Source organism: Flavobacterium sp. LS1P28 (genome assembly GCF_003970335.1).
GTDB lineage: Bacteria > Bacteroidota > Bacteroidia > Flavobacteriales > Flavobacteriaceae > Flavobacterium.
In genome coordinates this window covers 45,924-69,942 of sequence record NZ_RYDI01000018.1, presented here as the reverse complement: position 1 = coordinate 69,942, position 24,019 = coordinate 45,924, and the positions used below count along the sequence as shown (strand labels likewise).

The window sequence follows — 24,019 nt, the reverse complement described above, 5'->3', positions numbered from 1 at the left end:
CTCAAAAATGACTCTTAAAATACAGATTTACAATAATTTCAAAGAACTTGTTTTATTTTTTAGTGGACACTAGTGAAGTTGTTTATAAAATAAATCACTACTAACGGACTAAATAAATTCAAGACAAAGGGCTACTTTTAACAGTAAGTACTTAAAATAAATAGGCTTGTCCGTTTAATTACCTATAGTTCATTCCATCGATGATTAACTCCAAGCAATGATTAGTCTTTTCATTGTTTTATCTTAAAAATATCTTCGATTGAATTTATAACCAGACCGCGAGTGTTTGCAGAGAATCGTTGGAATAATTTTGCAAACAGTGCCAATTCCAATTTGCCACAAAAATAAGTCTAATAAAACCACTTCTATTTCGCACTCTAAATGGGCATAATTTCTTGCTGAATCATTCTCTTTGTGGGCACGGATTGCAAATCGCTATCGTTGTCCGAAAAATCAACGACCCGAGCCTGAAAGGCGAACTGGCGAAGCAAATCCAACGAGGATGGTTAAACTATTTTCGAGGAACGAGTATTCGAGGAAAGTTACGAGATATTGATGGATGGTTGCACAATAGACTGCGCTACTGCATTTGGACGGACTGGAAAAAGCCCAAGCGCAAAAGGAAAAACTTGATACGACTAGGGATTGACAAAGACCATGCCTATACTTGGAGCAGAACCAGAAATGCTCTGCATTCACGAATACCAAAAATACAATACCAAAGCGTGAGTAAAAGGAGGATGGCGTATTGCCCAGAGTCCGATTCTAACCACTACAATTACCCTACTGCGACTTAAGAAGAAAGGCTATCAATCAATGTTGGAGATTTACATGGAACTCAACCCATCACTTTGCGAACCGCCGTATACGAGACCCGTACGTACGGTGGTGTGAGAGGCGCACTCCGTCAGTTTCTGGCGGAGCCGTCTACTCGATTAGCGGTTCGGGCATTTTATTTGTCAATAGAGTGTCTTGTCTTTTTGGTATCAGTTTTTAATCATTTTAGAGGTGTCAATACCTTTTATGAGCAACCATAAGCAAAGCGATAACTCTCCAATAAAAATCGGGATAGCAAGATATATAAACAATGGATTTTCAAAGCCTTTTGAAAGGAACATTGTAAAGCTATTTACCAAGTAACACAAACCCGTAAAGGCATAAAGTACCCCAAATATTTTAGGTAGAAATTTTGATTTATAAATTACATAACCTACAATTAGACAGTAAAATCCAAAGAACACCAAACCAATAGCGTAGCCTTGTGTCTGAATATTTAGTGATAGTAGAGAAAGGGTTGCAAGTTGATCAGGTTGGAATGTCTTTAAGTAAGTATCGTTGCTTAATATCAGTAATGGTGAAATTTGATTCAGAAGATTTACTGCAATTATAGCAGTTTGGATAATAACAAATGCTACTGCTAGTTGTAATAATAGCTTATTTGTTCGTTTGAATAAAAAATAAATAATCAGTATGGTCGGTAAACCAACTACAAAGTTGATTAGGTCAGCAACAAAACCCCAACGAAAAAGCATTTCGTTGGTTTGAATGTTATGAGCGGTAGTCAAAGCATCGTTTGACACTCTTAATGCTTGTCTAACGAAAACTTCGGAAAATAATCCTGTAGCTATTACAATTAAATAGCAAAAGCCTGCAATTCGTGCTAAATTTTTATTTGAAATCATTTTGTTGGAGGTATAAGTTAGTCATTGTCGTTTTTCTATATCTGTCAGTTAAATTTACTTTTCGTTACATTAAGTTTGCAGGTTGTTTTCTTGCCTGACCGCGAACTAGTCTATAAGCGAAACGAACCTCCGGATATACACCCAAATATGAGTAGATTGGCGAAGTTTTGTTTCACTTTGTCTATTTTCAAATGTATTTAATTTTCTTACAAATCATCAAAATGGCTTTTAAATTCTTTTCCATAAAAAAAGCGCTCCTTTTCAGGAACGCTTTAAGAAAGTATAGAATAAATTATTTTTTATCAACCCATTTTCTGGCATTGACAAAAGCTTCATGCCAAGGCGAAACTTCATCGTCTCTATCTTTTGGATAATGTGCCCAGTTCCATTGAAATGTAGAGCGCTCTATGTGTGGCATCATTACTAAATGTCGTCCTGTTTTGTCGCAAAGCATGGCCGTATTGTAATCCGATCCGTTTGGATTAGCAGGATAACCTTCATAGGCATATTTAGAAACAATAGTATAATTTTCTTCCCCCATTGGCAAGTTGAATTTTCCTTCGCCATGCGAAACCCAAACTCCAAGCGTACTTCCTGCTAATGAAGAAAGCATCACTGAATTGTTTTCCTGTATAGTCACTGATGTAAAAATACTTTCGTGTTTATGACTTTCGTTGTGTAGCATTTTTCCGTGTACGTCATGCTCCGGATTAATGACTTCCAGTTCCATGAACAATTGACAACCGTTGCAGATTCCAACAGACAAGGTGTCGTCTCTTTTGAAGAAATTGTCTAAAGCTGTTTTTGCCTTTTCATTGTATAAAAATGCTCCCGCCCAACCTTTGGCAGAACCTAAAACATCTGAATTAGAGAATCCACCAACAGCTCCAATGAACTGAATGTCTTCCAAATTTTCACGACCTGAAATTAAATCGGTCATGTGAACATCTTTTACATCAAAACCGGCTAGGTACATGGAATTTGCCATTTCGCGTTCCGAATTACTTCCTTTTTCACGGATAATAGCTGCTTTAGGACGCGGTTTAGAAGCATCAATTACAGGTTTTTTTCCTGTAAAATGTGCAGGGAAAGTATAGTGTAACGCTTGATTTTTATAATTATCAAAACGCGCTTGAGCCATTCCGTTCTTCGATTGTTTTTGGTCTAATAAAAAAGAAGTTTTGAACCAAATATCTCTGTATTTAGCGATGTCGAAAGTCAAAGTTTCAAGAGAAGAACTGATTATTTCCAGTTTGGCTTCCTCTCCTTCCGGCAGGGCTGGGGAGGGGATTCCTAATTTATAGAAAGAAACGGTATTTTCTTTTAATTTGGATTCCACTTCAGCATCCGATTTTGCTTGGAAAACAATTCCGATATTTTCAGCAAAAAGATATTTGATGATGTCTTTTTCTTCGAATCCCGAAGCTACGGGAGAGAAATCTATTTTAGCTCCCAAATTCACATCGGCAAAACACATTTCTAATAAAGTCGTAATCAAACCACCACTTCCAATATCATGTCCTGCAAGAATATTGTTTTCTAAAATTAATTCTTGAATGGTATTGAACGCTCTTTTGAAAAATGCAGCGTCTTTAATCGTTGGTACTTCTTGTCCAATAGTGTTCAACGTTTGTGCAAACGAAGAACCGCCTAATTTGAAATCATCTTGTGATAAATTAATGTAATAAATAGAACCGCCATCTCTTTGTAAAACAGGCTCTACTACTTTTCTAATATCGGTACAATTTCCACCTGCTGAAATAATCACCGTTCCCGGCGCAATTACTTCTTCATTTGGATATTTTTGTTTCATAGAAAGAGAATCTTTTCCGGTTGGAATATTGATTCCCAATTCGATTGCAAAATCCGAACAGGCTTGAACAGCTGCGTATAAACGGGCGTCTTCGCCTTCGTTTTTACACGCCCACATCCAGTTTGCCGAAAGTGAAATTCCGTCTAATCCGTCTTTTATTGGTGCCCAAACAATGTTTGATAAAGATTCAGCAATAGCCGTTCTTGTTCCTGCCACCGGATCAATTAATGAAGCAATAGGCGAGTGCCCAATCGAAGTGGCAACTCCTTCTATTCCTTGATAATCCAAGGCCATTACGCCACAATTATTCAAAGGCAATTGCAAGGGTCCGGCATTTTGTTGTTTGGCAACTTTACCACCTACACAACGGTCTACTTTATTGGTCAACCAGTCTTTACAAGCTACGGCCTCCAATTGAAGTACCTGCTCTAAATAGGTTGAAATGTTTTTCTTGTCGTAACTTAAATCAGTATAATTTCTTTCAATTGTTTTGTCTGTCATAACCACTTTTGGAGAACTTCCAAAAAAGTCTTCTAAAGCGAAATCCATTGGTTTAGCTCCTGTTGATTTTGATTGGAAAGTAAAACGGTGATCTCCAGTTACGTCACCCACTTGGTACATTGGAGAACGTTCCCGATCGGCAATTTTTTGCAATAAATCGATGTTTTCCTTTGCAATAACCAATCCCATTCTTTCCTGAGATTCGTTACCAATGATTTCTTTTGCCGAAAGGGTGGGATCTCCCACAGGCAATTTGTCTAAATCAATTAATCCGCCAGTTTCTTCCACTAATTCCGAAAGGCAGTTTAAATGTCCGCCAGCACCGTGATCGTGAATCGAAACAATTGGATTAATATCGCTTTCTACCAAACCACGAATGGCATTGGCAGCACGTTTTTGCATTTCTGGGTTCGAACGTTGGATGGCGTTCAACTCAATTCCTGAACTGAAAGCTCCGGTATCTGCTGAAGAAACTGCAGCTCCACCCATTCCAATTCTATAATTTTCACCACCAAGGATAACAATTTTATCGCCTGTTTGTGGTTTTTTCTTAATCGCTTGATCTAATTTTCCGTACCCAATTCCGCCCGCTTGCATAATTACTTTGTCGTACCCTAATTTTCGACCCGTCACACTGAGCGTATCGAAGTGCTCGTGTTCGAAAGTCAGGATAGAACCCGTAATTAACGGTTGTCCAAATTTATTCCCAAAATCAGAAGCTCCGTTGGACGCTTTGATCAAAATATCCATTGGCGTTTGATACAACCATTTTCTTTCGGCCATACCATTTTCCCAAGGTCTACTGCCCTGAGCGGAGTCGAATGGGGCTTCTAAACGAGAGTAGGAAGTCATGTAAACAGCCGTTCCTGCCATTGGCAACGAACCTTGTCCACCTGCTAAACGATCCCGAATTTCTCCGCCAGAACCTGTTGCAGCCCCATTGAAAGGCTCTACCGTTGTTGGGAAATTATGTGTTTCTGCTTTTAATGAAATAACCGAATCAAATTCTTTGACTTCATAAAAATCAGGTTTATCAGCGCTTTTTGGAGCAAATTGTTGTACCCGAGGCCCTTTTACAAAAGCAACGTTATCTTTGTAAGCCGAGACAATATCGTTCGGATTTTCTTGGGATGTTTTCTTGATTAATTTGAATAAAGAAGATTCTTTTTCTTCCCCGTCAATTATAAAAGTTCCGTTGAAAATCTTGTGGCGACAGTGTTCTGAATTGGCTTGTGAAAAACCAAAAATCTCAGAATCCGTTAGTTTTCGCCCTAATTTAAGCGCTAGATTATCTAAATATGCTACTTCTTCCGGACTCAAAGACAATCCTTCTTGTTTGTTGTAAGCAGCAATATCATCGATGTCCAAAATAGCTTCCGGAAGTACATTGATAGTAAAAATATCTTGATTCAACTCGGTGTACTTTTGCGAAAGCATCGGGTCAAAATCAGAAAAATCAGCGGTCGCTTTATGAAATTCCTCGATTCTAATGATGCCGGATATTCCCATGTTTTGGGTGATTTCTACAGCATTAGTACTCCAAGGGGTTATCATTGTGGCGCGAGGACCAACAAAAAAATCCGTCAGTACGGATTTTTCTATTTTATTTGAATTGGCAAAAAGCCAGTTGAGTCTTGAAATGTCTTGAGCTGACATTTCGACTTCGCTCAATGCGTTTTGCGTATGTACGGCATAAACAGTCTTGCTTTGGTTTTCAAAGAAATGGATCATTGTTATGTAGTTTGTTGTATTGCGGTGCAAATTTAGTCAATTAAGATTAAATTTGGAGTAAAAAAAAAGCGGCAATTTGCCGCTTTGTTAATTAGTTGATTATTAATTTCTTGAGGAATGAATTGGAATCAATAGTCACTCGAACCAAGTACGTTCCTTTTACACTATTTGGCAGCGTAATTTCTGATTTGGTGCTGTTTTCGTCGCTGTAAATTTTCTGACCAATTATAGAATAAATTTCGATAGCATACCTTTTATTCGAATTATTGATAGAGAAAGTTCCATTGGATGGATTTGGATAGAGGGCAATATCATTTATATCTAAAGCCACACTGGTTTTTGGTGTTTTTTCAATCGTACGACTTCCTAAATTGTTACACGTATCTGATGTAAAGGAATCCCATTGGGTTGTTTTATTAAAAGTAGTTGTTGGTGCCGTAACGGTAGCTTTTCTCCTCAGGGTTTGATCTGCCGCAAAGTTTGCAGTTCCACCGTTAAAAGTTCCAATGATATCAATTAAGACGCCATTTTTAAATAAACCGATAGGGTCATTTCCATTAAATGCCATTTCAGTTGCTGATGTAGAAAGGTTTGCTGAGCTTGTAGGATAACAACTAGACGCCATTAAACTATTTACGATTGTGAATTTACTGCCGGTATTCAACGTTCCTGCTAAAGATAGTCCAGTGCTCCATGAACCAGAACCATTCGTTTGTTTTTTGATGCTATAAATCGATAAGTTGATTGCAGCGCCAGTTGCATTTGAAATTTCCAAAGCTTTATTGTTTGAAGAGCCTTCAATATATTCTGAAAATAATAAATCTGTTGCAGTTGAACCACTTGCTGTAGCAGTTGTCACATTCACCGTGTTACTTGGGCCAGAGATATTTCCTGCAGCATCTTTAGCTTTTACCGAGAAAGAGTAGGTAGTAGAAGCGGTTAGTCCGGTGATAGTGGTTGTTGTTCCGGTTGTGGTTGTTTTTAAAGCATTGTTCATATACACATTATAGCCAGTTACTCCACTATTATCAGAGGAAGCCGTCCAGCTTAATGAAACGGAATTTGATGTTGTTCCGCTAGCAACTAAATTCGTTGGAGTAGTTGGGGCTTGTGCATCAGCGCTTGGGTTCCAAATTGCCTGTACATACTCAGGATGATCAATATAAGGATTCCTATTGTTTTGAGAATTATAAATGGCATTGTTGCGATCAATTTCTCTAGTGCTGACAGGATCTTGGTTGTGCCAAGTAATCAATACGTTTAAAAAAGCGGTCGTGAACACTTGATTACTCGATCCATTGAACATTGCATAGGAATAACCAGCAACTGTATTTTCATAACGGGTGGCAAAATAAAAATACATTCGGGCAATATCGCCTTTGAATTCATTGATAGGTTCAAAAATAGGTCCTGAATAACCAGAAGTTGTACTCGTTCCAAGTTTACTTCCGTTTAAGGAAGTCCAAGATGCTGAAGTCACCGGTCCGTGCGGATAATTAGAACGCTGACCGTTTACTTTTCCGTCTGTGGGTGTGATGAAATGGGCATCTGAAACCATTGGGGCTGCAGAACCAAAAGTAGATTGCGGAATGATGTGTTCTCTATTGTAACAATCTCCTTCTACACTATAAGTGCCACATCTTTGGGTTGTTCCAGCGGAGTAGTTATAAGGGTCTGTTCCGGCAGGATTTTCAGAATACATGTCTAAAATTGTGGCGTCATTTTCAAAGTAATAATCCCTATCCGAGGTTTGATATATGGTGTATAAACCGCCATATCCGTTATCCGTATGCCCTTTGATGACGTTGTATAATTGTGTTTTGAGTGTGTAGCCAGTTCCTGTGGCGGTGTTGTAATAACCACTTGGTATTTGGGCTATCGTTGCTGTGACGAACAGTAATAATAATGCAGAGTAGATTTTTTTCATAATTTAAATTTGTTTTGGTTATTGGGGTTAGTCTCAGGCTTCCAAATGGGAAAATACTGAAGACTCACAAATTTATAACATTTTGGATGGTATATGTTATGAAATTATGAAGGTATTTGCATTTTTATTAACATAATTAGTAACATTTGAAGTACAACAGGTTGCATTTTTTTTAGAAAAATAAACAGGAAACCTGTAGCGCTAAGTTGTAAAGGAGCTAAAAATTTTCTTTTTATGTATAAAACAAGTCTAAAATAAAACAAAAAAAGCGGCAATAAATGCCGCTTTAAAAGAAATGGTTCGTGCTTAAATTAGTTTACAATTAGTTTTTTAGTAACTGATTTAGAATCGTTGGTTATTTTAATTAAATAAACTCCTTTTTGAAGATTGTTAACCGCTGCAGAAGAACTGTTGGTATACTCTTTTTCAAAAACTTTTTGTCCTAATACTGAAAATACTTGAACCGAGTATTTTTCATTTGAATTATTGAAATTTATTTTGATATTTCCATTGGATGGATTGGGATAAATTTCAAAACTTTTTGTTTCTAATTGATCAACACCAAGTGAAGCGGCACAAGTCCAAGAAAGATCATCAAATCGAACACGATTTGATGCTGTGCTGTTTCCAGAAAGGGTAATAATCACATTCCCAGTTACATTGATGTTTGGTATTGTCGTCGTCGTTGACGTACTGCTGTAAGGGATAGTGCCAACTTCTGTTCCATTGACATTCAGTTTAAAAGATCCTGCAGATCCAGAAAAAATAAGCTGGGTGGTAACTGTCAAATCCTTGATACCATTAGCAACAGATGAAGAGGTAAGAGCGCCATTTCGTATTGTTATTGCTCTTGAATTTAATGTTTGGTCGGTACGAGAATCAGTAGAGGTCCATGTTATTCCTGCGTTAGTCCACGTTTGTGTAGCATAAGAACTTGCATTTGCAGGAATAGTTTGAAAATCTTCAGAGGCACAAAAAGTGGTACCGGCAGCTGGTGCTTTAGTGGTTCCATTTACTGATGTACTGGCAACCGAAGAATTTCTTTCAGCATCTCTGGTTATAATATAAAAGGAATAAGTGGTAGATGCAACTAAACCGTTTACTGTAGCAGTTAACCCTGTTTCGGTAGATTTTAATGTACCGTTTACATACACATCATAACCGGTAACACCAACATTATCTGTTGCTGCTGTCCATGTTAAAGTAGCCGAGTTTGAAGTTGTTTCGGTTACTATTAAGTTTGTAACAGCAGAGGGAGCTTCAATATCAACCGCTTCAGTTTTCCAAATAGCCGTTACATAGTTAGGATTGTCAATGTAAGGATTTCTATTGTTCTGGCGCGCATAAATAGCGTTGTTACGGGCAATTTCTCTGGCACTTACCGGATCTTGATTGTGCCAAGCCAGCAGTTGATTTAAAAATGCGGTGGTAAATACTTTACTAGTTGAATTGTTGAACATTGGGTAATTGTATCCGGCAACTGTATTTTCATAACGAGTGGCAAAATAGAAATACATACGGGCAATATCCCCTTTGAATTCATCTATTGGTTCAAAAACAGGACCTGTATAACCTGCTGTTGTACTGGCTCCAAGTTTACTTCCGTTAAGGGTAGTTTGAGTAGCGGTTGCTACTACAGAATGCGGGTAATTAGATCGGATTCCATTTACTTCTCCGTCAGTAGGCGTTATGAAATGCGCATCAGAAACCATTGGTAAGGCTTCGCTGAATATAGATTGCGGTATAATGTGTTCTCGATTGTAACAATCTCCTTCTTTTGCGTAACCACTGCTTCCGCATCGTTGCGTAGTTGCAATAGTGTACGTATATGGATCAGCTCCGGCAGGATTTTCAGAGTACATATCTAAAACTGTTCCGTCCTTTTCAAAGAAATTATCAATATCGGAAGTTTCATAAGTAACATATAAGCCTGCATACGTTTGTACTGTATGGTCTTTGATGATGTTGTATAATTGAGTTTTCAACGTGTAGCCCGTTCCTGTGGCATTGGTATAATATCCTGCTGGCGCTTGCGCAAAACCTGCCGTGAAAAGAAATAAAAAGAGAAGTGAGTAGATTTGTTTCATAGTCTGATAATAGATTAAATTGGTTTTAAAATAGATTGGATTTTTGAGTAAAATTTTTGATAAAACTACTCTTTAAATCGGTGTATCAGGTTACTAAATAGTTAATTATAGGAGGCGTTTTGTCTTAGTTTGTGTTGTCATTCAAAGTTGTTTATTTTGGGAATACTTTGTTTTGATATGCGCCTAAATCGGGGGGTAAACTTCTGGTGTTTCCTGTAATATCTAACGGAATCAGGTATGCCGAATTCCCTTTTGCGAAAGCAGCCGAAGTTTCGTTAATATTAAATTTGTTCTGTGTTATATTAAAGAATTTTGGATCCTTGTTCAAAAGTATCGCATTGTAATGTGCCGTATCCGTACTGAATTGATAATCAGGATTCGTTGCAAATTGATTCGATGTGTTATCAAATTTAATCAGGCAATTATTAAATTGGTATTCAAAAGTGGCTCCCGTTTTCTTGTTTAAACTCATTTCGTTTGAATAGGAACCGTAAATAATGCAGTTGTTAAAAGTAGCTGCGGTTAAATCTTTAACTTCCGGAATTGCTCCCAAAATATAATTATTTATCAAAACCGCCACTTGTTGGGAACTGTTCCAGTTGTTATTGAAGGTTGAATGTGTAAAGGAATAATTTCCGCCATACGTACAGGCTAAACTGGCTAATCCGGCATTATTGATGACTATATTTTCTCCATTTATTTTTGCGGTCTGCGCCAAAATTCCAAAGGTACTGCTGTTGTAAATTTGAGTGTTTTTGATAGAAACTGTACTGCCATCATTATTTTGAATCAATAATCCGATAGTGGCATTTTTAATCGTCAGGTGATTCAATGTGTTATTCGTACTGCCATCAGTAAGCCAAATGGTTCCCCATTGTCCCGGAACATCCGAAAAATTAGTTTCTAAACGGTCGCCTTCAAAAATAACTTCGTTTTCCAGTTTATCCGTTATAGATACTGTTCCATTAATATTGATGGAGGCATCATTGGTTACTATAAGCCCAGAATTAGCATGGAAATGAACTCGGGTTCCCGCCTCAAAAGTGGCTGTTTTATTCGAAGGAACTGCTGCATATCCATAAATCACATAGGGTTTGTCATTGGTAAACTGTAATTCATTTCCATTTACAGGATCGTTTTCATCCAGATAAAAGCCATCGATTTTTTGGTCTCCAATAGGAAGTGTTTCAGTGGTTCCATTAGCAAAACGCTTTGGATAAAGAAAAACAGCGTCTTGAATGAGCGTTACCAGTTCTACATTTTGCAGGTTTTCGCCACTGTCAAACTGAATTTGATCGGTGTATAAAAAATCGTTTGGGTTAGCATCAGTACTATTTGCAGTGGTTTCTATGAAAATATACAAACTGTCTTTGGCTAAAAGAGCCACATTAGTAAAAATTTTACCTTCCGTTCCCTGCATTCCGTCAACGGTCATTCGGTATTTAGAACTTAATCCTTTTCCTAATTTAATGGTTGGAATGGTAATGTCATTTTTGCTTTTGTTGAATACTTTGAGTCGGTACGTGCTGGAACCAATGTTTGAAAAAACAGTGTCGAGATAAATAGTGTCTTTGGAAAAAGCTAAATCACCGGGGCTGGCTACGGTTTCAAAATCAGATCGGCAGGAACAAATGGAGAATACTATTCCAATAAAAAGCAGGACTATTTTGGCACGCATCTAGTTGTATTTTTTGTAAAAATAGGAAAAATCTATTTCGAAATCAGAATAACAATTGCAATTACTGTTTTGTGACTTATCTTTTATTTAATTTTACATTTCTAAAGCCAATAACATGACATTCGACAAAGAAAAAATACTTCAATATTGCAATCACATTTCTAAAAACACCTTAATGCAAACGTTGAATATTGAATATACTGATGCAGGAGAAGATTTTTTAGTAGCCACAATGCCTGTTAATCCATCCGTACATCAGCCAATGGGATTGTTGCATGGTGGTGCTTCAGTAGCTTTAGCAGAAAGCGTGGGCAGTGCAGCCTCAATGCTGTATGTGAATTCTGAGCTAAGTGAAGTGCGCGGAATCGAGATTTCAGCCAATCATTTGAAAGCAAAGCGTGACGGAATTGTAACGGCAACAGCTCGAATCGTGCACAAAGGACGAAGCATTCATCTTTGGGAAATACGAATTACGGATGAAAATAATACCTTAATATCGCTTTGTAAATTGACTAATATGATTTTGCCAAAAAGAAAAAGCGAAAACAAATAATGGAAGTAATTATAGCTAAAGCCAAAAAACAGTTTCAGGAAAAGCTACCTTTTGTTTTGTATTGTAAGCCTGATTCAGCAGAAGTAATTGGTTTTTTTCAACAAAATGACACGGTATTTTCAGCTGTTGATTTTACCGAAAAAGGGTTTGTTTTTGCCTCTTTTGATGGAGCCAAAACGCATTTGATTCCTGAAAATGAATCGGAAATGGTGCGGGTTACTTTGAAAAAAAAAGAAAATGCTATTTCTCAAAATGAATTTACGATTGTAGATGCCTTGGCTAAAAATAATTTTGAAGCTTTAGTTTCCAAAGGGATCCAGTCCATAAAGAATAACGAATGTAATAAAGTAGTGCTTTCCAGAAAAGAAACCGTTGAAGTAGCAGATTTTGATTTGGTTTCCACTTTCGAAAAATTAGTACAGCTTTATCCTTCTACTTTTGTGTATTGTTTTTATCATCCAAAAATTGGAACTTGGTTGGGCGCTACACCGGAGCAATTACTGAAAGCAACTGAAGCCGTTTTTGAAACGATTTCTTTGGCGGGAACGCAGAAAGATTTGGGTTTATCCGAAATTACTTGGCACAAAAAAGAAAAAGAAGAACAGCAGTTTGTAACGGATTATATTGTTTCAAAACTGGAAAGTGTGGCTTCCGGAGTTTTGGTGACGGAGCCGTACAGCGTCAAAGCGGGAAGTATCTGGCATATAAAAACAGATATTTCTGGACGTTTAAATTCCGATTCCAGCTTGCAAAAAGTAATTCAGTTATTGCATCCCACACCTGCCGTTTGTGGATTGCCAAAAGAAAGTGCTAAGACTTTTATTCTAGAAAACGAGCAGTACGACAGGAGTTTTTACACCGGTTTTCTGGGGGAATTGAACAGCAGTTTCACGACCAATACCGTAAGTTCTGATTTGTTTGTAAATTTGCGGTGCATGCAAATTGATTTTGATTCGAATCTCGCATTGACTAGCGCATATTTGTATATGGGTTGTGGTATCACAAAAGATAGCGTCCCTGAAAAAGAGTGGGAGGAAAGCGTCCATAAATCAATGACAATGAAAAAAGTATTATAAATATTAGATGAAGGCGAGTTAGTATAACTTTAAATAAAATAAACAGAAAATAATGAAATTAGATATATTGGCTTTTGGTGCGCATCCTGATGATGTAGAGTTGGGTTGTGCGGGAACCATTTTAAAAGAAATGTCCTTAGGAAAAACAGTTGGGATTATTGATTTGACACGTGGCGAATTAGGGACTCGCGGTTCCGCTGATATCAGAGATCAGGAAGCGAATGCTGCTGCAAAAATATTGGGCGTTTCAGTGCGTGAGAATTTAGAAATGCGAGATGGCTTTTTTGTCAATGACGAAAAACACCAATTAGAAATTATACAAATGATTCGCAAGTACCAGCCGGAAATTATTCTATGCAATGCTATTGATGACCGCCATATTGATCATGCAAAAGGAAGTAAATTAGTGTCTGATGCTTGTTTTTTATCCGGGTTGATCAAGATAGAAACTTCATTAGCAGGCGAAAAGCAAGCGCCTTGGCGGCCAAAAATTGTCTACCATTACATTCAATGGAAAAATATAGAGCCGGATTTTGTAGTCGACATTACAGGTTTTACCGATAAAAAAATTGAAGCAATTTTAGCCTACAGTTCCCAGTTTTATGATGCCAACTCAAAGGAACCGGAATCCCCAATAACAAGCAAAAACTTTCTGGAAAGCCTGAATTATCGCTCCAGAGATTTAGGAAGGATTGCAGGACTGGATCATGCAGAAGGTTTTACGACTGAAAGATATTTGGCAGTCAATAGCTTAGCAGATTTGATCTAATTTTCATGTAATTTTTTGAAATAAATATTTGCAGAAATAAACTTATATCGTATATTTGCAACCGCTAAGCAAATGGTGGTTGTAGCTCAGTTGGTTAGAGCATCGGTTTGTGGTACCGAGGGTCGCGGGTTCGAGCCCCGTCTTCCACCCAGAAAGCAAAAGCTTCGAAGAAATTCGAAGCTTTTTTTGTGTTTTCTAGTTTTTCTTAAAAATGATACGCGGCTAAAGGATAATCATTCTATGACTATGGCTCCTTATTTTAGCAGATTCAATTCCATCATACAGACCTTCATACTTTGATACGTTCTTTCAATATCATTGTCTAATCCGATAGAAAACCGAATCAAACCGTCTGTCAATCCCATTTCAATTTGTTCCTCCAAAGGGATTTCGCTGGAAGTTGAGGTTCCCGGCGCGCTGAATAAGGTTTTATAAAAGCCTAAACTCACCGCCAGATACCCTAGATTTTTGGCCTGCATCAACTCCATCAAAGCATTGGCTTTCACCAAAGTTCCAACATCCAGCGTCATCATCCCGCCAAAACCATATTCAGGATTAATCATGCTTTTATAGATCTCATGACTGGGATGGCTTTTTAACCCCGGATAGACTGTTTTGATTCCGTCTTTTTCAAAACGTTCCGCCAGATACATCGCATTATGGCTGTGCTGTTTCATTCTGATGTGCAGCGTACGCAAGTTTTTCATCACACTGGCAGATCGCAGACTATCCATCGTTGGCCCCAATAACATGCTGGCTCCACTGTTTACATTTTTTAAACTATCAATAAATTCCTGAGAGGCGCATGTTACTCCGCCCACCGTATCACTGCTTCCGTTGATGTATTTTGTCAAACTGTGAATCACAATATCAGCTCCTAATTTAGCAGGCGAAACGGATAGTGGCGAAAAAGTATTATCAACAACTAATTTCAAATTATGTCTTTTTGCAATTTTTGATAAACCTTTAATATCAGCCACTTCCAATAAAGGATTGCTCACCGTCTCACAATACAAAACTTTAGTTTCAGCAGTAATAGCAGCCTCTACAACTTCAAGTTTTGTGATGTCAACAAATGTGGTTTTGATACCTAATCTAGGTGTAAAATTCTTCAGGAATGCATACGTTCCGCCATAAATGGTTCTGCTAGAAACAATATGGTCGCCGGAACCGCACAATTGCAACAAAGTAGGCGTAATCGCTCCCATTCCGGATGCCGAAACGTTCGCTGTTTCCGTGCCTTCCATGGCTGCCAAGGCTTTGTCCAGGTATAAATTACTCGGCGAGGAATGACGTGAATACAAATAACAGCCTTCCATATTGCCTTCAAAAGTATCGAACATCGTTTTTGCCGATAAAAAAGTGTAGGTTGAGGAGTCAGAAATAGAGGGATTCACACCACCAAATTCGCCAAAGTACTGCAAATCCTGAATGTTGTCTGCGGGATTGAAATTTTTCATAATTATTTTTTATTGTTATTTGAAGCTATTCCTGCTATTCACTCTATCTTTTACTTTTTAAAGAAAAAAGTAAAAGGATGCCGTTGCTATCAGGGCTTGGACATTCCGGTATGTCAAGAAATCCTATTCAAAACAAAATATTTTAAGATTAAAAATCAATAGTCTGTAGTTTTATTAGATTATAAAACTATATAACACTAAATAATTAATTTTTTTCACTAAATTAGTTCGGTAATCAGGATTTTTATAGATTATCTATCAATTTGAAATTTGCAACACAATGACATTAGATTCAACAGACAAAAAATTACTTTTTTTATTACAAAATGATAGTAAGAAAACAACCAAAGAATTGTCCTTAAAACTCAATCTTTCCGTTACTGCCGTTTATGAACGCATTAAAAAATTAGAAAGAGAAGGGGTTATTGACAAGTATGTTGCGTTGATTAATCGCTCCAAAGCCGAGAAAGGATTTGTGGTTTTTTGTCACCTCAAATTGATACAGCATACCAAAGAGTTTCTCACGAAGTTCGAAAGTGAAGTGGTGAAACTAAAAGAAGTTTTAGAATGTCATCATGTGAGCGGTGATTATGATTATATCCTGAAAATTGTGGTAAAAGATATGGAAGCTTATCGAGAGTTTTTAGTAACGAAACTAACGACATTACAACATATAGGAAGTACGCACAGCACATTTATGATTAGCGAAGTAAAAAGCACGACTGTCGTTGATATATAAATGTTGATTGTTTTAATGTCATTAAATTTAGAATAAATCAATTGCTCCATGAAAACTAAAGAAATTAGACAAAAGGGTATTGTGAATTTTGGAAAACTTATCCAGGATGATTCAAAATTAGTCGTTTTGGAAGGAATATTTGACGCTATTTTAAACTGAGAAAAAGCTTCCCTAGTTTCGGATAATCAGTATCAAAAAGTGGAAGAAGCCAGAACCGTCTATCATTCCGGGAATAGTTTATCAACTTCTTGGGAAGATTTGGAGAAGCAATTAAATGCCAAATATGGTTTTTAAAATAGTTATTTCAAAATTAGCAGAAATTGAAATAATTGAGGCTATTGAAATTTATAAAAGTAAAAAAAGGGATTAGGCAAAGTTTTTTTTGCTTAAGCAATAAGAATAAAACAATGTTGCATTTTTTTTACCATATAAGCCATGTAAGTTTAAGTTTCGATTATGTTAGCCTTATGTAACTATAACAATCATAAGGTCATTTAAGGTTTAATTCTTATATGACTTATATGTTAAATATTATTTCACTCATTTTTTAGTATGACATTAAATAGTTCCAACTACTTATCTTAAAAGATATTTAAAAATATTAAAAATGAATCCTGAACTATTCCCACTAAAAAAAGAACCGTTTTTCAGAGAATTATCCTTTAAAAAATTCCCTTTTGTAATTATTTATGAAGTATTTAATGATGAAATTATTATTTACTCTGATTTTCATACTTATAGAGATCCTTCTAAAAAGCCATAAATAATTTTTTGATGAATATTGGTTATGTCATTTTCATAACAAAAAACCTTCTGAATTAAACTTCAAACAAAACTTAATTCCTTAATTTTGTGGAACATTTTATAAAAACACAATAAAAAAAAATACTATGAGTTCATTTGACGTAGTCATTATAGGTTCTGGACCAGGCGGATATGTATCAGCAATTCGTTGTGCACAACTGGGTTTTAAAACAGCAATTATCGAAAAATATTCCACTCTTGGAGGAACTTGCCTCAATGTTGGTTGTATTCCTTCAAAAGCACTGCTTGCTTCTTCTCATCATTACAGTGAAATTGCACATTTTGCAGATCACGGAATTGAAGTTTCCGGGGAAGTAAAAGTAAACCTTGAAAAAATGATTGCGCGCAAACAAGCAGTTGTAGATCAGACTTCTGGTGGTGTGAAATTTTTAATGGACAAAAATAAAATTACAGTTCTGGAAGGATTGGGTTCATTTGTTGATGCTACGCATGTTGCGGTGGCAAAAGCAGACGGAACTTCTGAAACTATCGAAGCCAAAAACATCATTATCGCTACAGGTTCAAAACCATCTTCTTTGCCTTTTATCAAAATTGATAAAGAAAGAATCATCACTTCAACCGAAGCATTGAAACTTAAAGAAGTACCAAAACATTTAGTAATTATTGGTGGTGGAGTTATCGGGATCGAATTAGGTCAAGTGTATTTGCGATTGGGATCACAAGTTTCTGTTGTAGAATATTTAGACCGAATTATTCCAGGAATGGATGCTTCATTGTCTAAAGAATTGACTAAAGTATTAAAAAAACAAGGCATGAAATTCTATGTTTCACACAAAGTGAAATCCGTAGAACGAAATGGTGAAGGCGTTGTAGTTCAAGCTGAAAATACAAAAGGAGAAACAATTACGCTGGAAGGAGATTATTCCCTAGTTTCTGTAGGTCGTCGTCCGTATACTGACGGATTAAATGCTGATAAAGCAGGTGTGAAAATCTCAGATAGAGGAATGGTAGAAGTAAATGATCATTTGCAAACTTCAGTTCCTACTATTTATGCAATTGGCGATGTGGTGCGTGGCGCAATGTTAGCACACAAAGCAGAAGAAGAAGGAGCCATGGTGGCTGAAATATTAGCAGGTCAAAAACCACATGTCGATTATAATTTGATTCCCGGAGTTGTGTACACTTGGCCAGAAGTGGCTGCTGTAGGACAAACAGAGGAGCAATTGAAAGCTTCAGGAGTTGAGTATAAAGCAGGAAGTTTTCCTTTCAAAGCTTTAGGACGTGCAAGAGCTGGTGGCGATCTAGACGGATTTGTAAAAATTCTTGCTGATGCAAAAACAGATGAAGTACTAGGCGTTCACATGATTGGGGCTCGTTGTGCGGATTTAATTGCTGAAGCAGTAGTTGCAATGGAATTCAAAGCTTCTGCTGAAGATATTTCCAGAATGTCTCATGCTCACCCAACATTTGCAGAAGCGATCAAAGAAGCAGCACTAGCCGCTACTGACAATAGAGCTTTGCATGTCTAATTAAAGAATGAATTTTTGCTATAGAATAAAAAAACCCGCTACATTGAGCGGGTTATTTTGTTATGAGGTGCACTTATTTAGTCTTTAGCAATAAATAAACTTTTATAATTGTTCCAATGGTTAAAAATTAGAAACATATTTCCCAAGAATAAGAAAAGGGCAGTAGGAATTCCCTCTGGAGACAAGAAAAAATTTATGAATAAAATGTTTATGGTTATTGGTAAAATTAAAATACTGGCAAGAGTAACATAACGCCCTGTCAAAAAGGCTAGGCCACATAACAACTCAATAGACTTGGCTAATGGCATAATGTAAGTAGAGGCAACCAAGCCCACATTAAAAGCCTTGAAATTTCCGGTAACCTCTGGTTCTGGAGCTAGTTTTAGAAAAAAACTAATTGATGCATAAAGAAGCAAAATTCCAATTAAAGTTCGGATAATAATAATTACAATTTTCATAGTATATGGTTTTATTGGTTACATATTTGAGAATAATTATTGGGGAATTGCACGTTCATCCATACACATAATTTCCCATTGGTGTCCGTCCAAATCCGCAAAACCATGGGCATACATCGATCCGTGATCTTGTGGCTCCATATACGTTGTACCACCCGCAAATATCGCTTTTGGTACTATTTCGTCCACTTTTTTTTTGCTTTCAACATCTATTGCAATTAATACTTCGGTATTTTTATGGGCATTGCAAATTTCTTTTTTGGTAAAGTCTTTAAATCGTTGCTCAGTAAGCAGCATCACAAAAATGTTTTTTCCTGTAATCATGCAAGTGGCTTGTTCATCAGTAAATTGAGGATTGAAAGAAAATCCGAGTTGTGTAAAAAAAACAATGGATTTTTTAAGGTCTTTAACTGCTAAATTAAGGAAAATTTTTGAAGCCATAACGGGAATGATTAAACGATTAAAAAAATCCAAAATTGATCACGCACTACCAAATTTACAAAAAAATAAGCTAATTTTAGCATAACCAGTTATTGAAGAATTTTTTTTGTTGTAATTTTGAATTTTTAAACATTAAAACTTTTTGAGAACTTCAATTTATAAGTCTATTTCTGATTCAAAATTGTTCAAACAACAACTTTTACTTTGGTCACAACAATTTCGTGAAGTTGTTTTTATGGATAGTAATGAGTATCCGCAACAGTACTCCAGTTGCGATTGTATTCTTGCCGTAGATGCTTTTACCTCCATCAAAACAGATGTTTACAATGCCTTTGAGGATTTGAAACAGTACCAGCAAAATACGAAAGATTGGCTTTTTGGTTATTTATCGTATGATTTAAAAAATGATATTGAGCAGTTGCAATCTGCTAATTTTGACGGGCTGGATTTTCCGGATTTGTATTTTTTCCAACCTAAGAAACTGTTTTTATTGAAAGGAAATCAACTCGAAATTCAATATCTCAATATGTGTGTGGAGGAAGTGGAGGCAGACTTTAAAGAAATTAGTGTTCAGTGTTCAGCGTTGAGCGTTCAAAATTCACAAATAACGATCCAACAACGGATTCCGAAAGAGAATTATCTTCAAAAAGTTTCAAAAATATTGGAACACATTCATCAGGGCGATATTTATGAAGCCAATTTCTGTATGGAATTTTTTGCTGAAAATGCAACGATTGACCCCATAGAAAAATTTATAAAACTCAACGAAATTTCTCAGCCGCCATTTGCCGTTTTTTTTAAAAACAACAATCACTTTTTACTTTCGGCGACACCGGAACGTTATTTAAGGAAAGAAGGAGAACTAATTATTTCGCAACCGATTAAAGGAACTGCAAAACGATTTTCAGACCCAATTGAAGATGAAAAATCGAAAATGCAATTGGCTTTAGACCCAAAAGAACGGGCCGAAAATATTATGATTACGGATTTAGTGCGCAATGATTTGTCTCGAACAGCACAAAAAGGATCCGTTGAAGTACAAGAGTTGTGTACAATTTATTCTTTTTTGCAAGTGCATCAGATGATATCAACGGTTACGTCAAAGTTAGAGGCGCACTATTCTATAGTAGATACTTTAAAAACAACTTTCCCAATGGGAAGTATGACGGGTGCACCAAAGATTTCGGTGATGAAAATAATTGAAAAACTCGAAGAAACAAAACGCGGTTTATATAGCGGTGCTGTGGGGTATTTTACACCAAATGGTGATTTCGATTTTAATGTAGTTATCCGAAGCATTTTGTACAATCAAGAAAAAAAATATGTTTCTTTTTCAGTTGGAAGCGCTATCACGTCGCCATCAATTCCTGAAAAGGAGTATGAAGAATGTTTGCTTAAAGCAAAAGCGATGCGAGAAGTTTTAAGTTAAATCAAAATGAATGAATTAAATTTGAATATGCTACAGAAATTCCAAAACCATCTTCTTCATAATTTCCAGTTCTTGAACGGAAAAAAAATACTTCTTGCTACAAGTGGCGGGAAAGACAGTATGGTATTGGTGCATTTGTTTCAGCAATTGAATTATAAAATTGGAATTGCACATTGTAATTTTCAATTGCGTGGAATGGAAAGTTTTGAAGACCAAAATTTTGTCCAGGAATATGCTGCTGCAAATGCTATTCCAGTATTTATAACACAATTTGACACCAAAGCTTTTTCTGAAGATTATAAAATTTCGACACAAGTTGCCGCGCGCGAGTTGCGATATAACTGGTTTTATGAGTTATTAGAGACTGAGAAATTCGATTATATTCTCACAGCACATCATGCCGATGATAATTTGGAAACGTTCCTAATCAATCTGAGTCGTGGAACAGGATTAGAAGGTTTGACAGGAATTCCGGAGCAGAACGATAAAGTAATTCGCCCACTTTTGGCCTTTAACCAAAAAGAAATGGAAGATTATGCCAAATTAAATAACATTAAATGGCGCGAGGACAGCAGTAATGCATCCGATAAATACCTTCGGAATAAAATTCGGCATCATCTGGTTCCGATGTTAAAAGAATTGAATTCTAATTTTCTTTCCTCGTTTCACAAAACACAACTGTATTTGCAAGACGCGCAAGTTATGGCTGAAGATGCTTCAATTATGATTTATCAGCAAGTGGTAAAGCAAGAGAATGAGACTATTTATTTTGATTTAAAAAAACTAAAAAAATTACCCAATTACAAATCTTATTTGTACCAATGGCTGAAAGAATTTGGATTCAAAGCTTGGGATGATATTTATGATTTGGTTGATAGTCAATCTGGGAAACATGTTTTTTCTCCAGAATATAGAGTATTAAAAGACAGGGATTACTTAATCCTAAGTCCGATAAATTTCGTAAATGTAAAGGACAAATATTTTATAGATGAAAATCAAAAAGAAGTTAATATTCCCTTAAATCTTACGTTTTGCAAAGTAGCCGACATTGGTATCGTTTCAAATAAAACTATCTTTGTAGATGGTGATAAAGTGCAGTATCCATTAATTTTACGCCATTGGAACGAAGGCGATAGTTTTCAGCCTTTTGGGATGAACGGTAAGTCAAAAAAAGTAAGCAAGCTTTTTAAAGATGAAAAATTATCCTTGCTAGAAAAAGAAAATTCTTGGCTTTTATGTTCGAATGATGAAATAGTCTGGATAATTGGTCTACGTCAGGATGAACGTTTTAGAATAGACAACACAACTAAAAATATACTAAAAATACAATCAGAATAATGAAGAAACTACTATTTATACTTATTGCTTTTTTGGCTTTTGCCAATGGAAATGCCCAGATTCTAGATCCCGCCAAATGGACAACTAAAATAGAAAAAAAATCGGACACTAATTATATCCTTACTTTTAATGTTGTTATAGAAAAGGATTGGCATTTGTATTCTCAATTTACTCCAGACGGAGGGCCGTTGCCACTGGAAATCATTTTCAAAAACCAAAAAGGGAACTTCACTTTAGTGGGCAAAGCCAAAGAAAGCAAAAGGAGAACTGCTTTTAATGACATATTTGAAGTTAACGAAACATTCTTCGAAAAGAAAGGTCAAATTCAACAGGAAATTACACTAACAAATCCTAAGCTGACTGAAATTAAAGTCGATTTCAATTACCAGGTGTGCAAAGATGTTTGTATTAACATGGAGAAGAATTTTACGTTTAAAATTCCTTCGGCATCAAAAATAGCAGAAATAGCTGCTGTAGTCCCCGTTTTACCGGTGATAGATACGGCTAAAGTTGATACAGCAGCTGTAAGTCCGGATGTAAATAACGAAGAAACAGTTACTCCTGAAAAAATCGTTCCTCTAGACTCTGAACCAGCTACAAAAAGAGGATTATGGTCTATTTTCTTCATTGCTTTTTTATCTGGATTTGCCGCATTGCTTACGCCTTGTGTCTTCCCAATGATTCCTATGACAGTCAGTTTTTTTACTAAACAAAGCAAAACAAAAGCAAAAGGGATTAGTAATGCCATTATTTATGGAGTAGCTATCATATTCATTTATGTGGTTTTAGGATTCTTAGTGACGTGGATTTTTGGTGCCGATGCGCTGAATGCGTTGTCCACGAATGTTTGGTTCAATATTATTTTCTTTGTTTTGTTAGTCACTTTTGCAGCTTCCTTTTTGGGTGGTTTTGAGATTATGCTGCCTAATTCTTGGGCAAATAAAGTGGATAATCAAGCGGATAGAGGTGGGATAGTTGGAATTTTATTCATGGCTTTGGCGTTAGCGATTGTCTCGTTTTCGTGTACCGGACCGATTGTAGGAACCCTATTAGTCGAAGCGGCTTCTAAAGGCGGAATAGCTCCAATTGTGGGTATGTTTGGGTTTTCATTGGCTCTAGCCTTACCCTTTATGTTGTTTGCGATGTTCCCGGGTTGGTTGAATTCATTGCCAAAATCCGGTGGTTGGTTGAATACAGTTAAAGTAGTTTTAGGCTTTTTAGAATTGGCTTTGGCATTTAAATTTTTGTCGAATGCTGATTTGGTTTTGCAATTGCATTTCTTGGAAAGAGAAGTGTTCTTGGCAATATGGATCGCTATTTTTGGAACATTGGCCTTTTATTTATTCGGGAAAATTACGTTGCCGCACGATAGCCCGATGACACATATTTCAGTAGGACGACTGTCCTTTGGATTAGTAGTTTTGGCCTTTACCATCTATTTGATTCCTGGGATTTGGGGAGCGCCATTAAAATTAATTTCTGGTTTCCCGCCGCCAATGACCTATAGCGAAAGTCCTTACGGAGTAGGAAACTCCCAAGGTGGCTCAAATGCATCTGCCCAAATTTTGCCGGAAGGCGCACATTTAGGGCCACATGATCTTATTGCTTTTGATAATTATGAAAAAGGATTGGCTTATGCCAAATCAGTAAACAAACCTATTTTACTTGACTTTACGGGTTATGCCTGTGTGAATTGTAGAAAAATGGAAGATTATGTGTGGTCAGATCCTGCGATTTTAAAAATATTACAAGAAGAAGTGGTATTGATTTCTTTGTATGTAGATGATAAAAGAGAATTGCCAAAAAGCGAGCAATACGTATCTAAAGAAACGGGTAAAGAAATTGTAAGTGTGGGTAATAAATGGAGCGATTTCCAAATTACAAGGTACAAAGCCAATGCGCAACCGTATTACATTGTTTTAGATGTAGAAGAGAATATGCTGTCTGATAAACCAGAAAGTTATAACTCAGATATCAATGCCTACAAAGGATGGTTAAGAGAAGGAATTGATAGATTTAAAAAGGTAGAATAACAGGTACGTC

Annotated in this window: 18 protein-coding genes and 1 tRNA gene; 11 read left to right on the top strand and 8 right to left on the bottom strand. The window is 36.5% G+C overall.

Annotation, left to right across the window (positions count from 1 at the left end; genetic code table 11):
- Window positions 1–395: 395 nt before the first annotated feature.
- Window positions 396–797, top strand: a complete 402-nt coding sequence (locus tag EKL97_RS13020) for a group II intron maturase-specific domain-containing protein (RefSeq protein WP_410503680.1) — start codon at window positions 396–398, stop codon at window positions 795–797.
- Window positions 798–986: 189 nt separating this feature from the next.
- Here the strand turns inward: EKL97_RS13020 and EKL97_RS13015 are convergent, their stop codons facing one another.
- The 5 genes from EKL97_RS13015 to EKL97_RS12995 form a co-directional block, all read right to left on the bottom strand.
- A complete protein-coding gene (locus tag EKL97_RS13015; RefSeq protein WP_126569021.1) occupies window positions 987–1,682 on the bottom strand; it encodes a DUF4386 domain-containing protein in 696 nt (231 codons plus the stop codon).
- Window positions 1,683–1,974: 292 nt separating this feature from the next.
- Window positions 1,975–5,727: a phosphoribosylformylglycinamidine synthase gene (gene purL, locus EKL97_RS13010; protein ID WP_126569020.1), complete on the bottom strand. Its 3,753-nt coding sequence runs from the start codon at window positions 5,725–5,727 to the stop codon at window positions 1,975–1,977.
- A gap of 91 nt (window positions 5,728–5,818) precedes the next feature.
- The gene (locus tag EKL97_RS13005; RefSeq protein WP_126569019.1) at window positions 5,819–7,654 is read right to left on the bottom strand and encodes an endonuclease; all 1,836 of its coding nucleotides are present in this window, start codon (window positions 7,652–7,654) and stop codon (window positions 5,819–5,821) included.
- Window positions 7,655–7,965: 311 nt separating this feature from the next.
- Window positions 7,966–9,741: an endonuclease gene (locus tag EKL97_RS13000; RefSeq protein WP_126462622.1), complete on the bottom strand. Its 1,776-nt coding sequence runs from the start codon at window positions 9,739–9,741 to the stop codon at window positions 7,966–7,968.
- A 151-nt stretch (window positions 9,742–9,892) separates the two neighbouring features.
- Window positions 9,893–11,419, bottom strand: a complete 1,527-nt coding sequence (locus tag EKL97_RS12995; protein WP_126569018.1) for a hypothetical protein — start codon at window positions 11,417–11,419, stop codon at window positions 9,893–9,895.
- A gap of 115 nt (window positions 11,420–11,534) precedes the next feature.
- On the opposite strand from EKL97_RS12995, the gene EKL97_RS12990 reads away from it, so the two are divergent.
- The 4 genes from EKL97_RS12990 to EKL97_RS12975 all read left to right on the top strand — a co-directional run bounded on the left by EKL97_RS12990 (window position 11,535) and on the right by EKL97_RS12975 (window position 13,967).
- On the top strand, window positions 11,535–11,972 hold the full coding sequence (locus tag EKL97_RS12990; protein WP_126462616.1) for a PaaI family thioesterase: 438 nt from the start codon (window positions 11,535–11,537) through the stop codon (window positions 11,970–11,972).
- The gene (locus tag EKL97_RS12985; RefSeq protein ID WP_126569017.1) at window positions 11,972–13,048 is read left to right on the top strand and encodes a chorismate-binding protein; all 1,077 of its coding nucleotides are present in this window, start codon (window positions 11,972–11,974) and stop codon (window positions 13,046–13,048) included. The genes EKL97_RS12990 and EKL97_RS12985 overlap by 1 nt, the downstream gene beginning before the upstream one ends.
- A 52-nt stretch (window positions 13,049–13,100) precedes the next feature.
- Complete coding sequence (bshB1, locus tag EKL97_RS12980; protein ID WP_126554109.1) at window positions 13,101–13,817, top strand: bacillithiol biosynthesis deacetylase BshB1; 717 nt, start codon at window positions 13,101–13,103, stop codon at window positions 13,815–13,817.
- Window positions 13,818–13,891: 74 nt separating this feature from the next.
- A tRNA-His gene (locus tag EKL97_RS12975) sits at window positions 13,892–13,967 on the top strand.
- A gap of 104 nt (window positions 13,968–14,071) precedes the next feature.
- Here EKL97_RS12975 and EKL97_RS12970 read toward each other — a convergent pair.
- Window positions 14,072–15,277 carry an aminotransferase class I/II-fold pyridoxal phosphate-dependent enzyme gene (locus tag EKL97_RS12970; protein ID WP_126569016.1) on the bottom strand — a complete coding sequence of 402 codons (1,206 nt, stop codon included), beginning with the start codon at window positions 15,275–15,277 and terminating at the stop codon, window positions 14,072–14,074.
- Window positions 15,278–15,557: 280 nt separating this feature from the next.
- Between EKL97_RS12970 and EKL97_RS12965 the strand changes: the two genes are divergently transcribed.
- The 3 genes from EKL97_RS12965 (at window position 15,558) to lpdA (ending at window position 18,310) form a co-directional block, all read left to right on the top strand.
- Window positions 15,558–16,016 (top strand): Lrp/AsnC family transcriptional regulator, encoded by a 459-nt coding sequence (locus EKL97_RS12965; RefSeq protein ID WP_126462604.1) that lies wholly within the window; start codon window positions 15,558–15,560, stop codon window positions 16,014–16,016.
- A gap of 607 nt (window positions 16,017–16,623) precedes the next feature.
- A complete protein-coding gene (locus tag EKL97_RS15600; protein ID WP_156063275.1) occupies window positions 16,624–16,779 on the top strand; it encodes a hypothetical protein in 156 nt (51 codons plus the stop codon).
- A 127-nt stretch (window positions 16,780–16,906) separates the two neighbouring features.
- On the top strand, window positions 16,907–18,310 hold the full coding sequence (gene lpdA / locus EKL97_RS12960; protein ID WP_126569015.1) for a dihydrolipoyl dehydrogenase: 1,404 nt from the start codon (window positions 16,907–16,909) through the stop codon (window positions 18,308–18,310).
- 77 nt (window positions 18,311–18,387) lie between these two features.
- On the opposite strand, the gene EKL97_RS12955 is transcribed toward lpdA, so the two are convergent.
- Window positions 18,388–18,768 carry a DoxX family membrane protein gene (locus EKL97_RS12955; protein WP_126462598.1) on the bottom strand — a complete coding sequence of 127 codons (381 nt, stop codon included), beginning with the start codon at window positions 18,766–18,768 and terminating at the stop codon, window positions 18,388–18,390.
- A gap of 36 nt (window positions 18,769–18,804) precedes the next feature.
- A complete protein-coding gene (locus EKL97_RS12950; RefSeq protein ID WP_126569014.1) occupies window positions 18,805–19,209 on the bottom strand; it encodes a VOC family protein in 405 nt (134 codons plus the stop codon).
- Window positions 19,210–19,351: 142 nt separating this feature from the next.
- On the opposite strand from EKL97_RS12950, the gene EKL97_RS12945 reads away from it, so the two are divergent.
- The 3 genes from EKL97_RS12945 to EKL97_RS12935 are packed head-to-tail and all read left to right on the top strand — an operon-like array spanning window position 19,352 to window position 24,009.
- Window positions 19,352–20,638 carry an anthranilate synthase component I family protein gene (locus tag EKL97_RS12945; protein ID WP_126462592.1) on the top strand — a complete coding sequence of 429 codons (1,287 nt, stop codon included), beginning with the start codon at window positions 19,352–19,354 and terminating at the stop codon, window positions 20,636–20,638.
- Window positions 20,639–20,665: 27 nt separating this feature from the next.
- The gene (gene tilS / locus EKL97_RS12940) at window positions 20,666–21,976 is read left to right on the top strand and encodes a tRNA lysidine(34) synthetase TilS (protein ID WP_126569024.1); all 1,311 of its coding nucleotides are present in this window, start codon (window positions 20,666–20,668) and stop codon (window positions 21,974–21,976) included.
- The gene (locus EKL97_RS12935; protein WP_126569013.1) at window positions 21,976–24,009 is read left to right on the top strand and encodes a protein-disulfide reductase DsbD family protein; all 2,034 of its coding nucleotides are present in this window, start codon (window positions 21,976–21,978) and stop codon (window positions 24,007–24,009) included. Before tilS ends, EKL97_RS12935 begins: the two co-directional genes overlap by 1 nt.
- Window positions 24,010–24,019 lie beyond the last annotated feature (10 nt).

Coding starts and splice junctions, on each gene's coding strand:
- EKL97_RS13015 (WP_126569021.1), bottom strand. CDS start 1,682: ATGATTTCAAATAAAAATTTAGCACGAATTGCAGGCTTTTGCTATTTA.
- purL (WP_126569020.1), bottom strand. CDS start 5,727: ATGATCCATTTCTTTGAAAACCAAAGCAAGACTGTTTATGCCGTACAT.
- EKL97_RS13005 (WP_126569019.1), bottom strand. CDS start 7,654: ATGAAAAAAATCTACTCTGCATTATTATTACTGTTCGTCACAGCAACG.
- EKL97_RS13000 (WP_126462622.1), bottom strand. CDS start 9,741: ATGAAACAAATCTACTCACTTCTCTTTTTATTTCTTTTCACGGCAGGT.
- EKL97_RS12995 (WP_126569018.1), bottom strand. CDS start 11,419: ATGCGTGCCAAAATAGTCCTGCTTTTTATTGGAATAGTATTCTCCATT.
- EKL97_RS12990 (WP_126462616.1), top strand. CDS start 11,535: ATGACATTCGACAAAGAAAAAATACTTCAATATTGCAATCACATTTCT.
- EKL97_RS12985 (WP_126569017.1), top strand. CDS start 11,972: ATGGAAGTAATTATAGCTAAAGCCAAAAAACAGTTTCAGGAAAAGCTA.
- bshB1 (WP_126554109.1), top strand. CDS start 13,101: ATGAAATTAGATATATTGGCTTTTGGTGCGCATCCTGATGATGTAGAG.
- EKL97_RS12970 (WP_126569016.1), bottom strand. CDS start 15,277: ATGAAAAATTTCAATCCCGCAGACAACATTCAGGATTTGCAGTACTTT.
- EKL97_RS12965 (WP_126462604.1), top strand. CDS start 15,558: ATGACATTAGATTCAACAGACAAAAAATTACTTTTTTTATTACAAAAT.
- EKL97_RS15600 (WP_156063275.1), top strand. CDS start 16,624: ATGAATCCTGAACTATTCCCACTAAAAAAAGAACCGTTTTTCAGAGAA.
- lpdA (WP_126569015.1), top strand. CDS start 16,907: ATGAGTTCATTTGACGTAGTCATTATAGGTTCTGGACCAGGCGGATAT.
- EKL97_RS12955 (WP_126462598.1), bottom strand. CDS start 18,768: ATGAAAATTGTAATTATTATTATCCGAACTTTAATTGGAATTTTGCTT.
- EKL97_RS12950 (WP_126569014.1), bottom strand. CDS start 19,209: ATGGCTTCAAAAATTTTCCTTAATTTAGCAGTTAAAGACCTTAAAAAA.
- tilS (WP_126569024.1), top strand. CDS start 20,666: ATGCTACAGAAATTCCAAAACCATCTTCTTCATAATTTCCAGTTCTTG.
- EKL97_RS12935 (WP_126569013.1), top strand. CDS start 21,976: ATGAAGAAACTACTATTTATACTTATTGCTTTTTTGGCTTTTGCCAAT.